This window comes from Polynucleobacter sp. UK-FUSCHL-C3 (assembly GCF_040409815.1).
Classification (GTDB): domain Bacteria; phylum Pseudomonadota; class Gammaproteobacteria; order Burkholderiales; family Burkholderiaceae; genus Polynucleobacter.
The window spans coordinates 1,393,709-1,414,981 of record NZ_CP099959.1 but is presented as its reverse complement, the minus strand read 5'-3'; the positions used below and the strand labels follow the sequence as shown (position 1 = coordinate 1,414,981).

Annotated in this window: 21 protein-coding genes; 13 read left to right on the top strand and 8 right to left on the bottom strand. The window is 46.1% G+C overall.

Annotated elements, in window-relative coordinates; genetic code table 11:
• Positions 1-48 precede the first annotated feature (48 nt).
• Both NKE59_RS07160 and NKE59_RS07155 read left to right on the top strand, forming a co-directional pair.
• Positions 49-318, top strand: a complete 270-nt coding sequence (locus tag NKE59_RS07160) for a hypothetical protein (RefSeq protein ID WP_353438291.1) — start codon at positions 49-51, stop codon at positions 316-318.
• Positions 319-395: 77 nt separating this feature from the next.
• Complete coding sequence (locus NKE59_RS07155; protein WP_353438290.1) at positions 396-1,241, top strand: hypothetical protein; 846 nt, start codon at positions 396-398, stop codon at positions 1,239-1,241.
• Positions 1,242-1,248: 7 nt separating this feature from the next.
• On the opposite strand, the gene NKE59_RS07150 is transcribed toward NKE59_RS07155, so the two are convergent.
• A complete protein-coding gene (locus NKE59_RS07150; RefSeq protein ID WP_353438289.1) occupies positions 1,249-2,133 on the bottom strand; it encodes a ParA family protein in 885 nt (294 codons plus the stop codon).
• 209 nt (positions 2,134-2,342) lie between these two features.
• On the opposite strand from NKE59_RS07150, the gene NKE59_RS07145 reads away from it, so the two are divergent.
• Positions 2,343-3,473 (top strand): EscU/YscU/HrcU family type III secretion system export apparatus switch protein, encoded by a 1,131-nt coding sequence (locus tag NKE59_RS07145; protein WP_353438288.1) that lies wholly within the window; start codon positions 2,343-2,345, stop codon positions 3,471-3,473.
• Here NKE59_RS07145 and NKE59_RS07140 read toward each other — a convergent pair.
• Positions 3,470-4,048, bottom strand: coding sequence for a hypothetical protein (locus tag NKE59_RS07140; protein WP_353438287.1), 579 nt, complete (start codon positions 4,046-4,048; stop codon positions 3,470-3,472). The two genes, NKE59_RS07145 and NKE59_RS07140, sit on opposite strands and share 4 nt — an antisense overlap.
• Positions 4,049-4,201: 153 nt before the next feature.
• On the opposite strand from NKE59_RS07140, the gene NKE59_RS07135 reads away from it, so the two are divergent.
• The 3 genes from NKE59_RS07135 (at position 4,202) to NKE59_RS07125 (ending at position 6,816) form a co-directional block, all read left to right on the top strand.
• On the top strand, positions 4,202-4,639 hold the full coding sequence (locus NKE59_RS07135; protein ID WP_353438286.1) for a polymer-forming cytoskeletal protein: 438 nt from the start codon (positions 4,202-4,204) through the stop codon (positions 4,637-4,639).
• A 116-nt stretch (positions 4,640-4,755) separates the two neighbouring features.
• Positions 4,756-6,300, top strand: coding sequence for an FMN-binding glutamate synthase family protein (locus NKE59_RS07130; RefSeq protein WP_353439930.1), 1,545 nt, complete (start codon positions 4,756-4,758; stop codon positions 6,298-6,300).
• 45 nt (positions 6,301-6,345) lie between these two features.
• Entirely contained in the window at positions 6,346-6,816 is a 471-nt protein-coding gene (locus NKE59_RS07125) for a polymer-forming cytoskeletal protein (protein ID WP_353438285.1), read from the top strand.
• Between the two features lie 11 nt (positions 6,817-6,827).
• On the opposite strand, the gene NKE59_RS07120 is transcribed toward NKE59_RS07125, so the two are convergent.
• Positions 6,828-7,808: a M23 family metallopeptidase gene (locus NKE59_RS07120; RefSeq protein ID WP_353438284.1), complete on the bottom strand. Its 981-nt coding sequence runs from the start codon at positions 7,806-7,808 to the stop codon at positions 6,828-6,830.
• 173 nt (positions 7,809-7,981) lie between these two features.
• On the opposite strand from NKE59_RS07120, the gene NKE59_RS07115 reads away from it, so the two are divergent.
• A complete protein-coding gene (locus NKE59_RS07115) occupies positions 7,982-8,695 on the top strand; it encodes a helix-turn-helix domain-containing protein (RefSeq protein WP_353438283.1) in 714 nt (237 codons plus the stop codon).
• On the opposite strand, the gene NKE59_RS07110 is transcribed toward NKE59_RS07115, so the two are convergent.
• A complete protein-coding gene (locus NKE59_RS07110; protein ID WP_353438282.1) occupies positions 8,692-9,099 on the bottom strand; it encodes a surface-adhesin E family protein in 408 nt (135 codons plus the stop codon). The genes NKE59_RS07115 and NKE59_RS07110 overlap by 4 nt on opposite strands.
• A gap of 105 nt (positions 9,100-9,204) precedes the next feature.
• On the opposite strand from NKE59_RS07110, the gene NKE59_RS07105 reads away from it, so the two are divergent.
• On the top strand, positions 9,205-9,366 hold the full coding sequence (locus tag NKE59_RS07105; protein ID WP_353438281.1) for a hypothetical protein: 162 nt from the start codon (positions 9,205-9,207) through the stop codon (positions 9,364-9,366).
• On the opposite strand, the gene NKE59_RS07100 is transcribed toward NKE59_RS07105, so the two are convergent.
• Entirely contained in the window at positions 9,363-9,791 is a 429-nt protein-coding gene (locus NKE59_RS07100) for a GNAT family N-acetyltransferase (RefSeq protein ID WP_353438280.1), read from the bottom strand. The genes NKE59_RS07105 and NKE59_RS07100 overlap by 4 nt on opposite strands.
• Positions 9,792-9,825: 34 nt before the next feature.
• On the opposite strand from NKE59_RS07100, the gene NKE59_RS07095 reads away from it, so the two are divergent.
• Positions 9,826-11,451: an NAD(P)/FAD-dependent oxidoreductase gene (locus tag NKE59_RS07095; RefSeq protein WP_353438279.1), complete on the top strand. Its 1,626-nt coding sequence runs from the start codon at positions 9,826-9,828 to the stop codon at positions 11,449-11,451.
• Here NKE59_RS07095 and NKE59_RS07090 read toward each other — a convergent pair.
• Positions 11,448-12,092, bottom strand: coding sequence for a histidine phosphatase family protein (locus NKE59_RS07090; RefSeq protein ID WP_353438278.1), 645 nt, complete (start codon positions 12,090-12,092; stop codon positions 11,448-11,450). The genes NKE59_RS07095 and NKE59_RS07090 overlap by 4 nt on opposite strands.
• A 2-nt stretch (positions 12,093-12,094) precedes the next feature.
• Positions 12,095-13,735: a peptide chain release factor 3 gene (locus NKE59_RS07085; protein ID WP_353438277.1), complete on the bottom strand. Its 1,641-nt coding sequence runs from the start codon at positions 13,733-13,735 to the stop codon at positions 12,095-12,097.
• A 72-nt stretch (positions 13,736-13,807) separates the two neighbouring features.
• Between NKE59_RS07085 and NKE59_RS07080 the strand changes: the two genes are divergently transcribed.
• The 4 genes from NKE59_RS07080 (at position 13,808) to NKE59_RS07065 (ending at position 17,439) form a co-directional block, all read left to right on the top strand.
• Positions 13,808-14,119 (top strand): DUF1778 domain-containing protein, encoded by a 312-nt coding sequence (locus NKE59_RS07080; RefSeq protein WP_353438276.1) that lies wholly within the window; start codon positions 13,808-13,810, stop codon positions 14,117-14,119.
• Between the two features lie 67 nt (positions 14,120-14,186).
• A complete protein-coding gene (locus NKE59_RS07075; protein WP_353439929.1) occupies positions 14,187-14,636 on the top strand; it encodes a GNAT family N-acetyltransferase in 450 nt (149 codons plus the stop codon).
• A complete protein-coding gene (locus tag NKE59_RS07070; protein WP_353438275.1) occupies positions 14,636-16,573 on the top strand; it encodes an ATP-binding cassette domain-containing protein in 1,938 nt (645 codons plus the stop codon). Before NKE59_RS07075 ends, NKE59_RS07070 begins: the two co-directional genes overlap by 1 nt.
• Before the next feature lie 26 nt (positions 16,574-16,599).
• Entirely contained in the window at positions 16,600-17,439 is an 840-nt protein-coding gene (locus NKE59_RS07065) for an aldo/keto reductase (protein ID WP_353438274.1), read from the top strand.
• An 8-nt stretch (positions 17,440-17,447) separates the two neighbouring features.
• Here NKE59_RS07065 and NKE59_RS07060 read toward each other — a convergent pair whose 3' ends face one another.
• Positions 17,448-21,260 (bottom strand): magnesium chelatase subunit H, encoded by a 3,813-nt coding sequence (locus NKE59_RS07060; protein WP_353438273.1) that lies wholly within the window; start codon positions 21,258-21,260, stop codon positions 17,448-17,450.
• Positions 21,261-21,273 lie beyond the last annotated feature (13 nt).

Below are 21,273 nucleotides of genomic sequence, written 5' to 3'. Positions count from 1 at the left end.
GTATTTTTTTGATATAAATACAGTCCTAGAGAATATTGGGTTATCGCAATGAATGAAGTGCAGTTTTCTGAAACCAACTATTTACGCTTAACGAGTATCTTATGCTTGGGGATCGCCGATATTTTATTGGTAGCCGATCTATGGTGGATGTTTTTCAACCTATTTGTCATCGCATTGCTTTCGGAGCTTTTACGTAAGCGCCTTTACGAGGCAATGCTGTATAACTATGAAGTTGAGAATCGCAATCGCAAGATCAAACAAATGAAAGAGCGAGCTGATCAATTGATGAAAGTACGAAAAGAGGCTGGTGTAGCTTAGTATTGTCCTTTTAATCAGAAAGTATTCTTTTGGGACTCTTTAACGCTGTATTGGGTGGTAAATCTGGCGCAGACATAATGTGCCAGGCTTTATTCAATGTCGTCGCTTTTTTGCCATATTGCTCTCGTGCCAACTATCAGGACTTCAACGATTTTTGGCATGCCAAGGTCAAGAATGCAAATGGGGCGGAGGAGCGCCTCAACCAAATCTTCTTTAATTACAGCGCCCACTTTACAAAAGACGAGCAACTCTTAAAACAGCTCTCTCAAGCCACTCTTGAGATCGAAAAATACTGGATTAGCAAATACGGCTTATCGGGTCGATCAATTGCTTTGTTTTCAGTACTTAAAAAGTTGGCCGATCAGTATCTTCCAGATGGAACAAAAGCGCAGGAATCGGATTTCATGCATGGCGCATCGCATCCCAACCCCGAGACAAGGGTAGCGCAATGTATGCTTGATTTAAAGGCCTTTGAGGCTTTGTTGCCCACCTTGGCACCGACTGAGATCTCACCGGAAGAGCGTACTCACTTTTTTGTAGCTGATTTATGTGAAAATGCGGTATCGCATTACAAATACAGCGGCAGTGATTTAAAGGTTTATGAAGAAGATTCTTATTTCATTGACAGCCAAACTTATTGGGGGCGTTGGGGCTTATTCAGAAACAGCACACTTTTAACCGATACTTGGATTGTCTTAATCAAGAACGATGTTCCTACCGTTCAAAAGATCGTGATTGCAAAAGCGGATGGCGATTTTGATTTAGATGAGGAGCCTAAAAAAATTGAGATTGACCCAGAGATTTTGGCGGCGATCTCAAAAACTAAGAGTACTGGTGTAGAGAATGCAGCTTCATTTGGAATGCCACCAAAATACCTTCAAATGATTGCAATGCTTAATACGATCCACCCAAATACAAACTAACGAACTATTATTCAGGGGTATCTTTATTCTTTTTTAGGAAGTGGGGAATAAAGTTTGAGGTCATTTCCCCTACTTTTCTAGAGATTGTTTCTCTCGCCTCTTGGTCTCCCGCCTCTCCATTACGTGCTCGGATTCGTCCTAAGCGGTAGTCATCGAGGATGCTGAGTTTTTTTCCGACTAGACCAGTGTATTGATTGATATTCGCTTTTTGGGATTTTTGGACAGCTTGCGCAACAATCTTCTCATGAACAAAGCGGCCAAAGTCCATAAAATTATTGGAGACCGCATCATCGGTCGATAAGAATAAAAAGTCGTGATAGACATACTGATCGATATTGGGCGCGATATAGAGTGGTGGGGCAATTAAACAATTATTTAAAAACTCTAAATTGGTAAACGCTGTAGCAGGAGAGAAATTCTTATCCACTCTACTAGGTGCAACCAGGATCAGTTGTTTGTTATTTGAAAACTTGGAAAGGTAGAGCTGGGCATATTCAAGGATAAATATTTCGGTACTGGCCATCTCGAATTTAGAAGTAGAACTAGGCACCAAGATGATGTCAAAATCTAAGAGGAACTCATAAGGAATTGCGTGCGTCCAAGTAAGATCGGAGATGCAAATATCGGAGTTAACCGAGAAGTTCCGCAACATAGCGCGGGCATCTAAAAGGGTTAAACCACTATTTTTGTACTCCAGGTTAGCTTGATGAATCTCAATGCCGATATTCGGGGCTTTGCTAGCCCAGCGTGAGGCCGAGGATTGTTTATCAAAGTCAATTAATGAGACTTTCTTGCTCTCCTGGATCGCTAAATACGCAGCCAAATTGGCAGAAATCGTGCTTTTGCCGACCCCACCTTTTTGATTGGTAATCAGTACCTTAATTGTGTCCATGGCTAACAATCCAGTTGTAATTCATAGCTCAAGAGCTAATACTATATAAATAATTGATTTAAAACAAGTATTTCGGGTAAATCGATGAATCTAGTCTGAGTAGAGTGAGCTTTCTTCGTTAAAACATACGGCTATTTACCCCTTTATAGTTAGGCATTGGGGATAATGAGTGGTAATTAAAGCCCCAAAAAGATACCCTTGGAGCCCATTTGGCCGAAAATCAGAACGATTCGCAAGACCGAGAACTAGAACCGACCGAGCGACGAATTCAGCGCGCACGAGAGCAGGGCCAACTCCCGCAGTCTAGGGACATTACTACGTTTGCCTTGTTATTGGGCTTTATTATTTTTCTCTTAACGGCGGGCCCCTATTTGATGCGCCAACTGGTCATCATGATGCAATCTGGCCTGCAGTTTTCTAAACCGATTACCTTGATTGATCATATTGCAGAGTGGACTTCCGGGGCATTTCTGATCGTTCTCTTCATTTGCGGTGTTGTTCTATTGATCATTTGGCTGATATCAATCTTTGCACCATTATTTTTAGTGAACTTCAAGGCATATTTTGCTTTGCAATTTAATTTAGAGCGCTTAGATGTATTTGCAGGTTTTGCCAGAATGTTCTCGGTCACAGTCCTGTTGGAAGTGGTTAAAAATATCTTTAAGACTATTTTGATCTTGGGCATTAGCTTTGCCTATCTTTATGGGCTATTTACCTTCCTGCGATCGATTGTCGATCTTGATTTTAATCTCGCACTAGAAAATACCACCGCATTTATCTTGAACGGTTTTGCTTTGTTAATGGCGCCACTACTGGCAATTGCGATAGCCGATGCCTTTTTGCAATTATTTAACTTTAATAAGCAAATCAAAATGAGTCCTGAAGAGATGAAACAGGAATTAAAAGAGTCTGAGGGCTCTCCAGAGCTTAAGGCACGTATGCGCCAACGGCAGCGACAGATTGCGTCATCGCGCATGATGTCAGCCATTGAAAGAGCAGACGTGGTATTGGCGAATCCGGAACACTATGCCGTTGCTATTCGCTATGATCCTGACAGGATGTCTGCCCCAATTATCTTGGCCAAGGGGGCAGATGCGCTAGCCCTTCGGATTCGGGAAGTGGCTACAGAGCACAATGTACCGATTGCTCAAATACCACCATTAGCCCGATACCTCTTTAATCAATTGGATATTGGAGAATCCATTCCTGCCCCTTTATTTGAGGCGATTGCGATGGTTCTGGCGTGGGCTTACGAAGTTAAAGATGTTGGTTTTAATAAAGACCTGCCCGATATCCAATTTACCCCTGAGCTTTTAAAGCCTGGGCGAGCGCTTCTTTAGTTCTGAATACTTTTCGCAAAGGTGGCGCCAACATCTTCGGGGAAGTAATAAATTAACATGAGTTCATTGCGGTTGTTGAGACTGCGACCAATCTGAAAGGCAACTTGACCCTTGCCAAATAAATAGGTTTTTGTTTTCCGTAAACCTGCTTTAAATGAGCTTTCTTGCCCCGCAGTGGGCTCAAAATCAAGCCCATATTTAAGGGTAAAGCGATCAATAATCTGCTGGGCTTGTTCTGGATTGAAATAGCCCAATTCCTTTTTAATCACAATGAGCCTGTCAGACTCGTTAAACATAATCCAAACATGATCTTCTTTGTCATCCACCTTTATCTTGCAACTCAGAGTGGATTCATATTCGGTGCACTTGAATTGATTCTTAATTTGCTCTTTAGATCCGGTATAGCTAATACCGTGGTATGCCACAAGGGGAAGTTGCTCTTCTTTTGCGTCAGGCAACCAATACGCCTGCTTGCTCTTCTCGGTGTCATTTTTACTGCACCCATGGAGAAGCGTTGCAGCAATTAGGATGGGCATGACCCATACCATTCGATTAATAGCTTTTTTTCTAATCATGGATGAATTTTAGGCTATCCCATCATTTCTTCAGATTTCGTATTTAAAACCAAGACATGATTAGTATTTACCCTAGTCTGGAGCCATTTCGTAATAAATGGGACCTTAGTTTAGGCTTAGAATGAAACTCAAAATAACACTGCGGAGACTCTCATGTTTAATGTCCAAGCTAAGCATCCATCTACCCCGACCAACTTGGTATTTAATAATATCATCGGCTCGGGATCCCTCATTCAGGGCGATCAGACTGTTAAAGGGCACCTGCTAATTTCTGGGGAGTGCATTGGTAATGTAAAACTAGATCCCCTATCTGAAGATACCGCTGTGATCGATGCCTCCGGTATTTTGCGGGGGGATATTATCTGTAAAAACGCGATCGTGATCGGCCGGGTGGATGGTAATTTGAGAGTCGAAAATCGTCTTGAGATTTATCCAACGGCCGTTGTCAACGGGGATATCGATTATGGGCAAATCTTTATTCATGCAGATGCTAGAGTAAACGGGCAGTTGCATTGTCTTTTGGAGGACGCTCTTCCTGTAGATGTGAATGCTCTATCAGAGCCAGTAGTGAAGAAACTGAAGGCAGTTTAGGCCCTTCATACTAAATTTTGTTTGAGAGCGGTATAAAAAAATCTGACATGCCTTTGCGATTTATACCTTGGCTGCTAAGTATTTTGATCGCAGTGGTGAGTGGTCTTTACTGCTTTATGGGCCCTGGTGGCCTCCATGTTTGGTTACTCTTCGCCTTATTTCTATTCTTTTCCTGGATTGGGTTTCGGGATCTGATGCAAAATCAGCACGCCGTTTTGCATAATTACCCATTGACTGGGCATCTACGGTTTTTATTCGAGTTCATACGCCCAGAAATCCGTCAGTATTTTTTAGAATCCGATAACGAAGAGATTCCGTTTTCTAGGGCGCAAAGAGCGTTGGTCTACCAGCGCGCCAAGGGCGCATCAGACAAGCGACCTTTTGGAACCCTCACTAATATGTATCAGCCTAATGTAGAGGTGCTTCTCCAAAAAGGCAATCCTACTTCTGCACCGGATCTGAATTCCTTAAGGGTTAGCGTTGGCGGTAGTCGCTGTACCCAGCCTTATGCCATTTCATTATTCAATATCTCTGCAATGAGTTTTGGCGCTTTGTCAGCAAATGCCATCATGGCCTTAAACCGAGGCGCTCAAAAAGGTGGGTTTGCACACGATACCGGCGAGGGATCTGTATCTAGTTATCACCGCAAGTATGGGGGTGATTTGATCTGGGAAATTGGCTCAGGTTACTTTGGTTGTCGTACGCAGGATGGGCGCTTTGATCCTGAGCGTTTCAAAACAGTAGCGCTAGAGCCTCAAATCAAAATGATTGAAATCAAGTTATCTCAAGGTGCAAAACCTGGCCATGGGGGCGTGTTACCGGCGTCTAAAGTAACCCCAGAGATAGCACTAACACGCGGGGTTCCTTTGGGGGAGGACTGCGTATCACCGGCGAGTCATTCTGCCTTTAAGTCCCCCATAGAGTTATGTCTTTTTATTCAAGAACTCCGTAACTTATCGAATGGTAAACCAGTTGGCTTTAAGCTTTGCATCGGTAATATTGCCGATTGGTTTGCTATTGTGAAGGCAATGTTGGAGAGCAAGATATATCCCGACTTTATTGTGGTTGACGGTAGTGAGGGCGGAACGGGAGCGGCCCCAGTAGAGTTTGTTGACAATATGGGAATACCAATGCGCGATGGCTTGCGATTGGTTCACAGCTCCCTTGTTGGTGTAGGCTTGCGTGATCAGATTCGGATTGGAGTTGCTGGCAAAATTGTGAGCGCTTTTGACATCATGCGAGCTCTCGTGATTGGTGCGGATTGGTGTAATTCAGCTCGAGGCTTCATGTTTGCTATTGGTTGTATTCAATCTAGGTCATGCCATACTGATCATTGTCCTACTGGGGTAGCCACACAGGATCGCTTACGGCAGGGCGCCTTAAATCCGTTGGATAAGAGCGAACGTGTTTATCGCTTCCACCATGAGACCTTGCTTGCCTTTGCCGATATGTGCGCAGCGGCTGGGATAAAGACACATCAGGAGATCAGCGAAGATTTAATTCTGCGACGCAATCAACAAGGCAAATTACAGGGATTGGTAGACCAGCTAATAAAAATTCCGCCGGGATCACTTCTATCCGATCAGGCTGAGCACATTCTTGATGAGCAAATGCTTGGATTGGGAAAGCAATGGCATGAGGCTCAGCCTAATGTTTGGTAATAATGAAGCATCATTCTGCTAATTGAATTACCATCTCCAATAACCATGGCTAAGAAAAAATCCTCCGCAATTCGTTTTTTAGATCCTACCGTAGAGTCATTTGAGACAATCGTTGGCCCAAGAACGGTATTTCGGGGAAATATTGCTGCTTTTGAAAGTATTCGAATTGACGGCAAGGTAATTGGCAATATCGAATCTCCGCCGGGTAGCAATATTACAGTCGCCTTAGGAAAAACAGCAACGGTAGAAGGCGATATCAATACCTATAGGGCGCTTATTGCTGGCAGGGTGAACGGTACTATTTATGCCTCCGAACGGGCAGAGCTCCATGATGGCGCAGACATTCATGGAGAAGTTATTTACGGTCAAATTGGAGTGGAGCAAGGCGCTAAATTGACCGGCACGATGTCTAGGATTGATCCAGACGAACCACAAGAAGTATCCCCTGAGGCAATGGAGGTCTTCGAAGCATTTGCTCGCGAAGATGAGGAAAACGAGGAAAAAAAAGGGAAGTAATCGAACCTAAATTACTGGCTTGCAACAGCAGTAGTGGGCTTAGGATTGGTTGGCAAATTGGCTTGCCTTGGCATCAACAGAACTTGGGCAGGATTTAAATGACTGCCATTGCGAATAATCTCATAATGAAGATGCGGTCCGGTTGATCGACCGGTGGACCCAACCTCTGCAATTAATTGCCCTTTAGAAACTTGCTCACCAGGTTTAACAAATACCTTTTGAGCGTGCGCGTATTTACTGACAAAGCCATCACTATGGCTAATCTCAACATATTTGCCATAAATCGAGTCGGTAGATACCTTGCTAATGGTGCCGTAACCGCTTGCAACGATCCCCGTTCCTGGACTTGCCTGAAAATCAATACCTGAATGATGCGCTAAGTTTTTGGTAAAGGGGTCAATACGCATCCCATAATTACTGCTCATTGAGCCAAATTGTGATGCCACTGGAATACCGATTGGAAGTTGATTGAGCCAGTCGTATTGCGAAGACCAATCATTCTTAACTTTTGTGAGGATTAAATTTAATTCTTTTGAGCTTAGGACGGTCTCATGAAAGTTTTTATCTACGGATTTGTTTGGATCAATTTTGAATACAAATGGTTTGAAAGGACCGCCACGGGCACCCCCAGTATTCTCAGTTAATTTACTTTTCACTGGGGCAGGGGTGGCAACATCTGCAAAGCGATCTTTGAGAGTCTTTAGTTCTGAGATTTTTTCAATGGACTTGGTGAGTTGAGCCTGAAGTCTCTCTAACTCCTCTTTATAAGCAACATCTAGAGCATCAAGCTCTTCGAAGGTAACGACACCACCCATTGCTCGGGCGAGATCTGGTCGGACTTGAAGCGCCATCTTAAATCCAATGAAATGAATTCCGATACCGCAAAGAACAAAAAAGGTACCAATGGCAAGGCCAATCTTCATCAAGCCCTTGGGGGTGATGTTGAATTTTTGAACCTTAGAGGTGGCCCCGGAAACCCAAATCAGCTGCATGAATTAAGCCTTTTGTTGGAATGAGCCATATTTTATATGAAAAACCCCCATGAAATTGTCAAAAAATGAGTAATATTGGGGCTAAGTCATTGAAAATTAATTAGAAAAGTCCCCTTTATCCTTAATGAACATATTGATATCATTTGGTAGGAATAAGAGCTAATTTGCTAAAAATGACAAATCCAAACGAAATCCCTGAAATCAAAGGCGCTGAATTTGCACGAGCAAGAGAGCGGGTGGGCATGTCGACCGCTGATTTGGCAAAGATGGCCTCACTGACCACAAGTCATGTCGAGCAAATTGAGAATGGAGAGTCAAGCTGTTTTTATTCGCCCGCCATTAAGTTTGTAGCAGCCAAGAAGCTCGCAACATTTTTGGGTTTATCAGAAGCCGAGTGTTTTGTATATCCAGAGGGTGCGACAGCAAAGACCTCAAAATCGCAAGCTGTAGAGGGTGCTGAGGAAGCAATCCATAAAGTACACGTCAGTATTGCAAAAGAAAATTTTGATAAGTTATTGCTTGCCACACAAGAGCTCGATAATAAAAAACCTAAGTTTTATAAAACTCCTTCTTTTTATTTCTTGGCGGTCGTTTTCTTGGGCGGATTATTGTTCTCCCTGTTTTCACGTGCCGATATTGTTGGTGTTATGCCTGCATTCGGAGAGCGACTCGTGATTACCTCCGAGACTTGTAAGTGGGATAACGGCAGAGAAGAGCCTAATTGGCTATTTGCTTATTTTGAGACCTCATTTGGAGTGGTCAATCGAGCTTGTTATATACGCTATAACAACCAAATTTGGCTCAGAAGAGCATCGGGAGTCGAGATGGTCTTTCCCGCGGAGTATTTTAAGCAACCTAATGCAAGTGCAGAAACAGTAAAAAATTAATTCTTTTTGCAAAAAAACTTAAAGAGTAATTCGCTCATCGTATCGGGAATGACCCGCTCCCAGTTAGAGTCACTAGTATCAACGTTTTGCACTGAGACTCCACCACCATTGCTACCTGAGTAGTAACCGATATAAAACTGCTTATAGCTTTCGTAACCAGGTCGGCAAAAATACGAGATATCTTGGATCACAGAATAGATTGACTCGCCGTTGGGAGCGCTCATTCTTTCTTCATAACTAATCATTTGCCAAGCGCTCACTTGTTCGGCCCCAGGATTTAGAACCACCTTAGTATCTTCGTAAAAATAAGAATTCCCTTGCCCATCTTTGGAAATCAAAACCCACTTAGCATAGGCGGGTTGCACCAATAGAAAGAAAAGTAGGCTTAGCAGAACTTTATTCACGATATGCTACTAATGGTTAAAATTGAGATAATCATTTTACGTTAAGTGATCATATGATCTACTTTCCATGAAAAAATAGATAAATACAAATTGCCGAGAGTTTATATGAACATATTTTGGAGTCTGCTGGGTGTCTTTTCAACTATTGGTGGGATCATTGCCTATGTGACCACCCAAAATGTTATTTACTTTGCCATCGGGTTTCTTGTTCTGTTTTGCCAAGCGTGGTTTCGTTCTAACGATGATGAGATCAAAAAGTATTACTAAATCGTTTTGGTCATTGCCTGATGCGCGATACCAGCTTCCCTAAAAATTGGACCGCTTGCTGTAAAACCAAAGTTTTCATAAAACGCAATGGCCTCCATCTGGGCATATAGATAAAACTGCCGGATTCCCTGTTGGCGACCAAAGTCTATGAGGGCATTTAATAGAGAGCTGGCAGCACCTTGCCGACGGCATGTGCGGGTTACTGCCATCCGGCCAATCTTTCCATCTTTTTGTAAGCGTGCGGTACCAATTGCTTGCCCGTCGAGTTTTGCAATAGCATGCCAGGCAAGTGGGTCCTCCTCATCAAGCTCCAATTCTTCTGGAACGCCTTGCTCTTTGATGAAGACCGCAAGTCGAATGGGGTAAGCCTGAGATTGCGCTTGCTCCCAAGGCAGAATGTTGACAGAGATAGTAGGGCGCCCCATAGAAGTCGATCATAAACTGCTATCGTTACACCCTATGATCCGTTTGACCGAACTTCGCCTGCCGATTGACCATGCCCCTGAGGACCTTGAGGTCGCTATTTGTAAAAAATTAGCAATTCTTGCAAAGGATCTGATTCGGTATGAGGTCTTTAAGCGAAGCTATGATGCGCGCAAGAACAATGTCCTCAGCTTTATCTATATCTTGGATCTTTCGGTCAAAGATGAAGAAGCTGTATTAAAACGTTTGGCACACGATCCCCAAATTCGCCTATCACCCGATACGCGCTATCACTTTGTTGCCCATTTTGATTCCCATATCAAACCGCAAAGTGCGCTACGACCTGTGGTAATTGGTTTTGGCCCCTGCGGAATCTTTGCTGCGTTGACCTTGGCGCAAATGGGACTCAAGCCGATTGTTTTGGAACGCGGCAAGCCCGTGCGCGAGCGCACTCAAGATACCTGGGGCCTGTGGCGCAAGAAGATTCTGAACCCAGAGTCCAATGTGCAATTTGGTGAGGGTGGAGCGGGGACCTTCTCCGACGGCAAATTATGGAGTCAGGTGAAAGACCCAAAGTTTCATGGTCGCAAAGTCTTGCAGGAGTTTGTTAAAGCAGGCGCCCCCGAAGAGATTCTGTATGTTTCTAAACCGCATATTGGTACCTTTCGTTTAGTGGGGGTTGTCGAAAAAATGCGCAAGGAGATTATTGAGTTAGGTGGTGAAGTACGCTTTGGCCAAAAGGTCACGGGCTTTGAGATTTCCAATCATGTACTTCAAGGCATTCATTTGGAGAGCGGCGATTTTTTAGAGGCCGATCATGTGGTACTTGCCTTAGGCCATAGTGCCCGGGATACCTTTGCAACCTTGCATGATGCCGGTGTGTATATGGAAGCGAAGCCCTTTTCAGTAGGCTTTCGGATTGAGCATCCACAGTCTTTAATTGATCGCACCCGTTTAGGGCCGCATGCGGGTAACCCTCTCATTGGGGCGGCTGATTACAAGCTAGTGCATCACGCCAAAAATGGGCGTTCGGTCTATAGTTTTTGCATGTGCCCCGGAGGAACGGTGGTAGCTGCCACCTCGGAGTCTAATCGCGTGGTGACCAATGGCATGAGCCAATACTCCCGCAACGAGCGCAATGCCAATGCCGGAATTGTGGTGGGAATTACGCCAGACGACTTCCCCGGAGGACCGCTTGCTGGGATCGAGTTTCAACGGCAGATCGAATCCAAAGCATTCACATTAGGTGGCTCAAATTACGAGGCGCCTGGACAGCTCGTCGGTGATTTTTTACAAGGCAAGACCTCGACCGAGTTTGGCTCAGTAATACCCTCCTATAAACCCGGTGTGCATCTTACCGATTTGGCAGAGAGTTTGCCTGCCTATGCCATTGAGGCGATACGTGAGGCCATCCCTGCCTTTGAGAAGAAAATCAAAGGATTCTCAATGCACGATGCGGTCTTAACGGGAGTAGAAACCCGTACCTCATCACCCTTGCAAATTAAACGTGGACCAAATTACCAAAGTATTAATACGCAAGGACTGTACCCAGCGGGCGAGGGCGCAGGCTATGCTGGCGGCATTATGTCTGCTGGGATTGATGGTATTAAAGTAGCTGAGGCTATTGCTTTAGATTTGCTAGCCACCCAGCATCAAGATTAGATCTCAATATCATCCAGAGCACTCTCGCTCAGGTGGCTAGTATCCGCCCAGCATTCAACGCTCCAGGTAGAACCATCGTGTGTAATCCAATTGAGTGAGGTATTGGGTACCACGGCAACGCGCTCAGCATCTAAAGCTTGCTGGGTGACGATGCGGTAGATCATATCGAGTGAGCCGCCGTGACTCACTGCTAAGACTGATTGCCCACGATGCTCATTCAAAAATAATTCAAGAATGTCTTGCATCCGTTGATGAAAAGTACGAATGCTCTCGCCGCCCCCTAAATCATGATCGAGCTCACGAGCAATATGCCTTTGCCAAATCTCTGGCAGCAAAACAGGGGCCTCTGCTAATAGGAGTCCTTGCAATTTGCCGACATTGCGCTCTCGCAGTCGTGGAGTAATTTGTACATCCAAAGATAGTGCTCTAGCCACAGCATTGGCTGTATGCAAGGCTCTTTCTAAATCACTCGAGTAAATGACATCAAAGGAGTGCTTAACTCGTATAAGGGCGTTAGCAAGACGCTCGGCCTGAGAAATACCGTTGGCATTGAGTGGAATATCAATATGACCTTGCATCCGCCGCTCTGCGTTCCAGTTGGTCTCACCATGACGGACAAAACAAATGCGCGTATTAGACATCGTTACATCTCTGTCTGATAAATCAGGCCCGCATGCTCACGCAGCGCATGAAATTCAATCATTTCCCAGCGCTGCTTGGCAACATCGAGCTCAGATTTATGTGCCGCCAGAAATACCGATGCACCCACCACATCCTCAGCCATTCGGTGACTGTTCTCGGTAATAAACTTTTTTAGGGCAACTGGATCATCGGAGCTCACCCAGCGCGCCATGTTGTAACGCGCGGGTAGCAGTCGCACCTCCGCACCATATTCAGTTTGTAGTCGATGGGCAACTACCTCGAATTGCAATTGCCCAAAAGCCCCTAAGAGCATCGTTCCACCTGTAAGCGGCCTGAAGACCTGAATAGCACCTTCTTCACCAAGTTGTAAAAGACCTGTACGTAATTGTTTATTGCGCATGGGGTCAGCGGCCTCGACCATGCGAAAGATCTCGGGAGCAAAAAAGGGTAGACCGGTAAATTGCAAAGACTCACCTTCGGTCAGAGTGTCACCTAAATGCAAGAGTCCATGATTGGGTAAGCCAATAATGTCGCCAGGGAAGGCCTCATCCAAAATATCACGCCGCTGTGATAGAAAGGAAAGGGCATTATTGGTGCGGATCTCTTTACCATTGCGCACAATCTTTAACTTCATACCGCGCTGAAAATGACCTGAACAAATCCGCAAGAAGGCTACACGATCACGGTGCGCCGGATCCATATTGGCTTGGATCTTAAAGACTACGGCTGAGCATTTTTTCTCATCGGGCTTGACCTCACGCTGAATCGCATGGCGCGATCCAGGCGCGGGGGCAAGGTCGACCAAAGTATTTAAGATCTCACGCACCCCAAAGTTATTAATGGCTGAGCCAAAAAATACTGGCGATTGACGACCCGCCAAGAACTCATTCCGATCAAAGGCGGGCATGGCGTTTTTAACTAAATCTACTTCGGCAAGAGCCTCTTCAAAAGCGCTCCCAAAACGTTCTTTAAGGGATGGGTCATCCAAAGCAAGGACCGTATTGGAGTCTTCGGTCACACGATCTTCACCTGCCTTAAAGAGGCGCATCTGATGATTGACGATATCAATCACACCCGCAAAGGATTTACCCATGCCCACTGGCCAGGTAAAAGGTACTACCGACATCCCTAGTGCAGTTTCAATCTCATCCATCAAATCAAGAGGTCTTTTAACCTCACGATCCATCTTGTTAATAAAGGTGACTAGTGGCGTATGCCGAGCACGACATACATCTATTAAGCGACGGGTTTGTGGCTCCACACCATTGGCCGCATCGATAACCATTAAGGCGGAATCAACCGCCGTTAATACCCGATAGGTGTCCTCTGAAAAATCTTGGTGACCAGGGGTATCTAGCAAGTTAATAATCGCATCGCGATACTCCATCTGCATGACAGAGCTCGCTACCGAGATACCACGTTGCTTTTCAATCTCCATCCAATCCGAGGTTGCGTGACGGCTGGCTTTACGAGCCTTTACACTCCCCGCAATCTGAATGGCACCTGCATAGAGGAGAAGCTTCTCCGTGAGCGTAGTCTTACCTGCGTCAGGGTGCGAGATGATGGCAAAACTACGACGCCGGGCGACTTCGGCAAGGACCGAATCATTTGGGGATGGGTTGGAAGAATTATTGATAAACAACCTACAGAATGAATGGACAAGACAGCAAAAAAGAATCGCTCATTATACGGCAAAGTGCCGTATAATTTACGAATGCCAAGCACCCGCACTCTTGCTTCTATACCCGCTCCATCCGTTGCTCGCCTCGAGGCGCGCATTAGCAATGATTTGCATGCCCTACTAAAGCGTGCCGCAGAGCTACAGGGACGTACTATGACTGACTTTATTGTTTCTGCTGTCCAAGAGGCTGCCGTTGCAGCGATAGAGCAGTCAGAAATTATTCGCCTAAACCAAGAGAACCAAACACGTTTTGTGAATGCTTTGATGGAGCCCGCCAAGCCAAATGCAGCATTAAAGAAAGCATTTGACCGACGCCAAAAATTACTAAAGTCCAGCGCGTTTTAACACTGTGTCGCTGACCATTGTTCCATTTGATGCGGCGATCAGCCGTGAGCAGTTTCAAAGTGGCTCCATGCCCCTTGATCGCTACATTCGGGAGCAAGCTTCGCAAGATATTCGGCGAAGGGTGAGTGCCTGCTTTATGGCACTCAATTCCCATCGGCAACTATTGGCTTATTACACCCTTGCGTCAGCATCGGTTTTGTTAGATCAACTACCCAGTGCTATTCAAAAGAAATTGCCCCGCTATGCGGCGGTGCCTGCAGTTCGTATGGGCAGGCTAGCGGTAGATAAAAGCCATCGTCAGAAAGGGCTTGGGAGTGCCTTGCTTGCTGATGCTCTCACTCGTGCCTGCCGTTCGGAAATTACCGCATTTGCCTTGATTGTTGACGCAAAAGATCATGAGGCTATCCAGTTTTATCGGCACCATGGTTTTATGAGCCTCTCGCATCAGGGGCAAAGCTTATTTCTCCCCTTGGCTAGCGCCTCTGGCTTGGTTCATTCAAAGAGAGTGGGTTCATAGTGGCACTCATCACACTCACCGAGGGCAAGTTAGCCTTTGGGCATGTCCCCTTACTCGATCGCACAGCCTTTTCCCTAGAAAGTGGAGAGCGCATTGGCCTAATTGGACGCAATGGCACTGGGAAGTCATCATTACTAAAGATCCTCGCTGGCCTTGAGAAGCTCGATGATGGCCTCTTGCAGTATCAACAGAATCTACGCATAGCCTATGTAGCCCAAGAACCTATTTTGCAGACCGAGCACACGGTTTTTGAGGCAGCTGCTGAAGGTCTGGCTCAGGTCAAGGCCTTGCGCGAAGAGTACGAAGCACTTTCAGAGGGCGAGTGGGATGAATCCAATCATGAGCGCTTAGATCAACTGCAATCGCAGCTGGACGCTCAAGGCGGCTGGAACTGGGAGCAACGCGTTAGCGAAAGCTTAGACCGTTTACACCTCGATGCTAATCAAACGATTGGGCAGCTTTCTGGGGGTACTAAAAAACGGGTTGCGCTTGCGCAGGCCCTAGTCACCATGCCTGATGTCTTGCTCCTCGATGAACCAACTAACCATCTTGATTTGGATTCGATTCAGTGGCTAGAGGAACTCTTAAACGCCTATACGGGTGCAATTATCTTCATTACCCATGATCGGGCCTTCTTAGATCATGTTGCTACGCGTATTGTCGAGCTCGATCGCGGGATATTACGCAGCTACCCTGGAAATTACTCTAGTTACGAGAAGGTAAAAGAACAAGAACTCAATGCAGAGTCTTTAGCAAACGCCCGAGCCGATAAATTACTGGCACAAGAAGAAGTTTGGGTGCGTAAGGGTGTGGAAGCTCGGCGAACACGGAGCGTAGGACGCATTGCCCGTCTTGAGAAACTGCGTGCCTTACGCGCACAACGTCGCAATGCGATGGGCCAGATCAAGCTTGCCATCTCATCCGGGGATCGTAGCGGCAAGATCGTAGCTGACTTACAAAACGTCAGTAAATCCTACCAAAAGCCGATTGTGCAAAACTTTACAGCAACCATTTTGCGAGGGGATAAGGTTGGGCTCTTGGGTCCTAATGGTGCTGGCAAGACAACTTTACTCAAACTGATTTTAGGAGTCATCCAGCCCGATAGCGGAATTGCAACCATGGGAACGCGGATTGAGGTCGCTTACTTTGATCAGATGCGCGAAGGTTTAAATCTAGAGGCTACTCTTGAGGACTTTATTAGTCCGGGTAGCGAGTGGATTGAGATTAACAGCAATCGTAAGCACGTGAAGAGCTATTTAGGCGACTTCTTATTTGCGCCCGAGCGAACCAACTCGCCGATTAGTACCTTATCGGGCGGGGAGCGCAACCGCCTTTTGCTCGCCAGACTCTTTGCTCGACCAGCCAATGTCTTGGTACTCGATGAGCCAACCAATGATTTAGATATTGATACCTTAGATCTACTCGAGCAACTCTTACAAGATTACGCGGGAACAGTGTTCCTAGTGAGTCACGATCGAACCTTCCTCGATAACGTTGTCACTAGCATGATTGCCTATGAGGGCGATGGTAAGTGGCAAGAGTACGAGGGTGGCTATGAGGACTACAGGATCCAAAAGAAACGCTTTGATGCGTTCACACAGGCAAACACGGCAAGTACCGTCAATAAAACGGCTAGCAAAGAAGACAAAAAGTTAGAGAGCAGGTCAGAGAGCAAGTCAGAAGTAAAACAAAGCGTCACGAAGAGTAAGTTGAGCAATAAAGAGAAAGCAGAATTAGATAAGCTGCCTAATCAGATTGAGCAATTAGAAAAAAAGCAATTGGTCTTAAGTGAACAATTGGCAAACCCGGAGATCTACAGAGGAGATGCACACCTTATCGTTACCCTTAAAAATGAGCTGACTCAAATAGAAGAGCAAACGACGCGTTCAATGAAGCGCTGGGAAGAGTTGTTGGAGAAAGATAGCGACTCGTCTTAATAGTCGGCCTCTGTATTATTAATACTATGACATTCTCATTTCAGTCTCGAATTGGCCTTGGAACCTGGCAAATGGGTGAAGTTGCTCGGTCTGAAGCCGAGGAAATTAAAGCGATTGAAGCTGCAATTCAAATGGGGTATCGGTTAATTGATACTGCCGAGATGTATGCCTCGGGTAATGCAGAGAGTTTAATTGGTAAGGCACTCAAAATCGCTGGACATAGCAAGCGCGATCAACTGCAAATCGTGAGCAAAGTATTGCCCAGTAATGCCAGCACCAAAGGTACCGTTGCAGCCTGTGAAGCCTCAATTAAGCGGATGAGTTGTGACTACATCGATTGCTATTTATTGCATTGGCAGGGATCGTATTCGTATGAGGCAACCATTGAGGGTTTCTTGAAGCTACATGAGCGCGGTTTAATTCGAAGTTACGGTATTAGCAACTTTGACACCTTGGATTTGCAAAAGTGGATTGCTGCGGAGAATCGGATCGGGGCGCATGAGCGTACTGTTTGTAACCAAGTCTATTACGCTCTGAATGCAAGAGGAATTGAATACGATTTAATTCCGCTGATGCAAAAGCAAACAATGCAGTTAATGGCTTATTCGCCCTTGGGAACTGGTGATTTGGTTAATCATCCTGATCTAAAGCTTATCGCGAACACCCTAGGAATTACGCCAGCTCAACTAGCCTTAGCCTGGATTTTGCGCCAACCCAATGCAATCGCAATCCCAAAATCAGTTAACGTAAAGCGCCTCGAAGAAAATTTAGTTGCCAGCCATATTCAGCTAGATTTAAAAACTCTAGAGAGCTTGGACAAGATATTTCTTCCGCCTACTCAAAAAAGCCCACTAATGGTTATTTGATTGGATTTTTATCCAACGCGCTGCAAAGCGGGTGTCTCAAATACTCCCTCAAGACGATCTTCAAGCTCATCGCTGGCCTGTTTCATAGCGGCACGCATTTCATCATCGGGTTGCCAGTAGTTTCGGTTTGATGCTTCCATGAGGCGATTTGCCATCCGTGCTGAGGCAGTTGGGTTTAGTTGCGCTAAACGCTCACGCATTTTAGGATCCAAAATAAACGTTTGAGTGAGTTGTTTATATACCCATGGCTGTACTTGCCCTGTGGTGGCTGACCAGCCCATTGTATTGGTGATGTGCACTTCAATCTGCCGAACACCCTCATAGCCATGCTTTAGCATGCCTTCAAACCATTTAGGATTGAGCATCCGAGTTCTAGTTTCGAGTGATACCTGTTCCGACAGCGTTCTGACAACACCTTCACCCTGTGTTTGATCGCCAATGTAAACCGGAATTTCTTGCCCACCTTTTGCACGTTTAACCGCTTTGGTAATTCCACCTAAGGTATCAAAATAATTATCAATCGTAGTAACGCCTAGCTCCATGGATTCCAGATTTTGATAACTCATGGTGACATCGGCGAGTACGCTCTTGAGAAGGGCGTTATTACAAATTGGCTTACCCGATTTGCCATAAGCAAAACCTTTACGTCGCATATACGTCTCGGCGAGTTCATCCTCTTCATCCCAGACACTGTGCTCAACCAGATGATTGACATTGGCGCCATAGGTGCCATCCGCATTGCCATAGACACGCAGGGATGCAGTCTCTAGATCACAACCGTGCTCTTGCATATAAGAAAGAGCGTGCTTACGGATAAAGTTTTGCTCGTTAGGCTCATCAGCTGATGCAGCCAAGAACGCAGCTTCTGCTAATAGCTTAATTTGTAAAGGCATGAGATCCCGGAAGATGCCCGAGAGTGTAATCACCACATCAATACGGGGGCGACCAAGCTCCTCTAGTGGGATTAACGTGGCACCTGCTAAACGACCATAGCCATCAAAGCGGGGTAGTGCACCTAAGAGCGCTAAAGCTTGTCCAATCTGACCACCTTCGGATTTGAGGTTATCGCTACCCCATAAGACCAGTGCGATTGATTCTGGGAGTGGATTGCCATCATCCATATGTTTTTGCAAAATCTTTTGGGCTTGTTTAGCGCCATCTTTAACCGCAAAGGCGCTAGGAATACGGAAGGGATCAAAGCCATGTAGATTGCGACCCGATGGTAATACTTCAGGATTACGCATTACATCGCCACCGGGTGCGGGGCGGATAAAGCGACCATCCAAGGCTCTGAGCAGCGCAGGAATCTCGGTCTCCTGCTGAATTTGTTGATTCCAGTGCTGTAGTTTTTCTAGCGACTGCATTACTTCTTCTTTAGAAAACTCCTTAAGATCAGGGTTCTTGTCCACAATCGTTTGGATCGACTTACCCTGAACTAACTGGGTAATCACTGAGTTGGGTAGAGCTTTGTTAAAGGCACCAATCGCCATGGCGCTGAGCAAATCAACGCGCTCGGTCTCGCTTGGGGTCTCACCCACGATGTGCATCCCATTCGGAATCAGGGTGTATTCAAGTTCTAGGATGTCTGAATACAGTTTGCTTACTTGCTGTTGTAAGCCCACATCGTCTTTTAAGTCCCATTGTGGATCCGCTTTGCACAAATCCATTTGAGCGGCTTGGGCTTGGATCAAAACTGCCAAATCGTGATCCTCTTCATCACCACGTTGTTCGGGAGTGATCGCGCGCCAACGCTCCACTGAGCTCTTCAGATCAATCAAGCCCGCATAGATTCCTGCTTGGGTTACAGGTGGTGTGAGATAACTAATTAAGGTCGCACCCGCACGACGCTTCGCAAGCGCACCTTCGGATGGATTATTGGAAGCATAAAGATAAAAATTAGGGAGATCATTAATGAGTCGATCAGGCCAGCAAGCGCCACTCATTCCAGATTGCTTACCGGGCATAAACTCTAACGCGCCGTGCGTACCAAAGTGCAGGACGGCGTTTGCAGCAAAATCTTCACGGATATAGCGATAGAAGGCCGAGAACGCATGGGTGGGCGCAAAACCTTTCTCAAATAAGAGGCGCATGGGGTCGCCCTCAAAACCAAAACCAGGCTGAACGGTCACTAAGACATTGCCGTATTGCTTGCCCAAAATAAAGATACCCGAGCCATTACTCCATTGTTTACCGGGGGCTGGACCCCATTGCGCTTCAATCTCTTTTAACCAAGGCTCGCGCTTAACATGATCGTCGGCAGAGATAAGAGTGTGTACATTTGCCTCAGATCCATATTGCTGAGCATTACCCTCAATAATTTCTTTACGTAATGCTTCAGCAGTTTCTGGAACAGTGACGGTATAACCATCAGCCTTGAGACCTAGCATCGTTTTATGCAGGGACTCAAAAACGTTGAGATAGGCAGCTGTACCAGTATGACCCGCATTCGGTGGAAAATTAAAGATTACTAAACCAATCTTACGATTAGCCTTATCCGACTTACGGAGATCAACGAGTTTGGCAGTACGTGCTGCGAGCATGGCAGTTCGTTCTACACAGGTAAACATATCTTGTGGATTATGTTCTTCGGTAAAGGTACAGCGTTGATGACAACCAGTACAGGTGGTTCCAGCGGCGCCGGGCCGCCCACCATACACCATTGGCTGCGTTGCGCCATCCAGTTCAGGAATGGCTACCATGATGGTGCTCTCAACCGGCATTAGGCCTCGCTCAGATCCACCCCACTGCGGCAGTGTTTGAAACTCCACGGGGTGAGCAGCGATATAGGGCACGTCGAGTTTAGCAAGCACCTCTTCGGCTGCCTTCGCATCGTTGTATGCGGGGCCACCAACCAAGGAGAAACCGGTAAGAGAGATCACTGCATCTACGGTGATCTGATTATTTTTCATGAAGTAAGAATCAATGGCGGGGCGAGAGTCTAAGCCGGCTGCAAATGCTGGAACCACTTGAAGGCCCTGTGCCTCAAGTGCTGCAATCACTGGATCGTAGTGACCGCTATTACCTGATACTAAATAGGAGCGAAGTAATAGTAGACCAACCCGACCACGGCGCTTGGCGTCTGGGATTACTTTGGGTAGATCAGAGAGTTTTTCGCTGAGGCGGTTTTTCATACGGGGGTGATAAACACCCAGATCGGGATACTCCACTGGATCGGTGGGCTTCGCTAAACCACGCAGTTCTTCACGAGGACCGGCAGCATACCGATTAATCAGATAGCTAAACAGATTAAAGATGTTTTCTTCGGAGCCACCTAACCAATATTGCAGAGTTAAAAAATATACTCGGACGTCTTGTGCGGTTCCAGGTACCCAACGCAAGATTTGTGGAATTAAGCGCAAGACCTTCATTTGTTTAGCGCCAGAACTTGTTTGTTTCTCACCTTCTGTTTTGGCCTTAGGGCGTAATTTTTTGAGGATCGCCATCGGGCCACTTGCGGGCTTGCTCATATCGAGCTTACCAATCTTCGTTAGTTTGACCACATCACCAGCAGACATCGCACAGACCATGGCGTCACAGTGATCCCGTTTTGCTTTGAGAGCCTCAAAGACAGGAAGGTAGTGATCTTCCATGAAGAGCATGGTAGCTAAGACAATATCGCCGGCCGCAATGTCATCGAGCGCTTTTTGGGTTAACTCTGGATTACCAGCGAACTCGCTGGCCGCATGAATTTGGAGGGATAGGCCAGGTATTGCGCGTTGGAGCTGAAATTGCGCACGTCTAGCGGCACTGTTTAAGTGCGTATCCATCGTCACTAATACCAAACGGATTGGTATTGCAATTTTTTTCGATTTCTGGGACACGGCCATGGCTTTT

What these genes read in the sequence shown, in the direction of transcription:
- NKE59_RS07105 (WP_353438281.1), top strand. Translation starts at nt 9,205, where the DNA reads ATGAACATATTTTGGAGTCTGCTGGGTGTCTTTTCAACTATTGGTGGG.
- NKE59_RS07120 (WP_353438284.1), bottom strand. Translation starts at nt 7,808, where the DNA reads ATGCAGCTGATTTGGGTTTCCGGGGCCACCTCTAAGGTTCAAAAATTC.
- NKE59_RS07140 (WP_353438287.1), bottom strand. Translation starts at nt 4,048, where the DNA reads ATGATTAGAAAAAAAGCTATTAATCGAATGGTATGGGTCATGCCCATC.
- NKE59_RS07135 (WP_353438286.1), top strand. Translation starts at nt 4,202, where the DNA reads ATGTTTAATGTCCAAGCTAAGCATCCATCTACCCCGACCAACTTGGTA.
- NKE59_RS07115 (WP_353438283.1), top strand. Translation starts at nt 7,982, where the DNA reads ATGACAAATCCAAACGAAATCCCTGAAATCAAAGGCGCTGAATTTGCA.
- NKE59_RS07080 (WP_353438276.1), top strand. Translation starts at nt 13,808, where the DNA reads ATGCCAAGCACCCGCACTCTTGCTTCTATACCCGCTCCATCCGTTGCT.
- NKE59_RS07130 (WP_353439930.1), top strand. Translation starts at nt 4,756, where the DNA reads ATGGGCCCTGGTGGCCTCCATGTTTGGTTACTCTTCGCCTTATTTCTA.
- NKE59_RS07090 (WP_353438278.1), bottom strand. Translation starts at nt 12,092, where the DNA reads ATGTCTAATACGCGCATTTGTTTTGTCCGTCATGGTGAGACCAACTGG.
- NKE59_RS07160 (WP_353438291.1), top strand. Translation starts at nt 49, where the DNA reads ATGAATGAAGTGCAGTTTTCTGAAACCAACTATTTACGCTTAACGAGT.
- NKE59_RS07125 (WP_353438285.1), top strand. Translation starts at nt 6,346, where the DNA reads ATGGCTAAGAAAAAATCCTCCGCAATTCGTTTTTTAGATCCTACCGTA.
- NKE59_RS07095 (WP_353438279.1), top strand. Translation starts at nt 9,826, where the DNA reads ATGATCCGTTTGACCGAACTTCGCCTGCCGATTGACCATGCCCCTGAG.
- NKE59_RS07065 (WP_353438274.1), top strand. Translation starts at nt 16,600, where the DNA reads ATGACATTCTCATTTCAGTCTCGAATTGGCCTTGGAACCTGGCAAATG.
- NKE59_RS07100 (WP_353438280.1), bottom strand. Translation starts at nt 9,791, where the DNA reads ATGGGGCGCCCTACTATCTCTGTCAACATTCTGCCTTGGGAGCAAGCG.
- NKE59_RS07155 (WP_353438290.1), top strand. Translation starts at nt 396, where the DNA reads ATGTGCCAGGCTTTATTCAATGTCGTCGCTTTTTTGCCATATTGCTCT.
- NKE59_RS07075 (WP_353439929.1), top strand. Translation starts at nt 14,187, where the DNA reads ATGCCCCTTGATCGCTACATTCGGGAGCAAGCTTCGCAAGATATTCGG.
- NKE59_RS07150 (WP_353438289.1), bottom strand. Translation starts at nt 2,133, where the DNA reads ATGGACACAATTAAGGTACTGATTACCAATCAAAAAGGTGGGGTCGGC.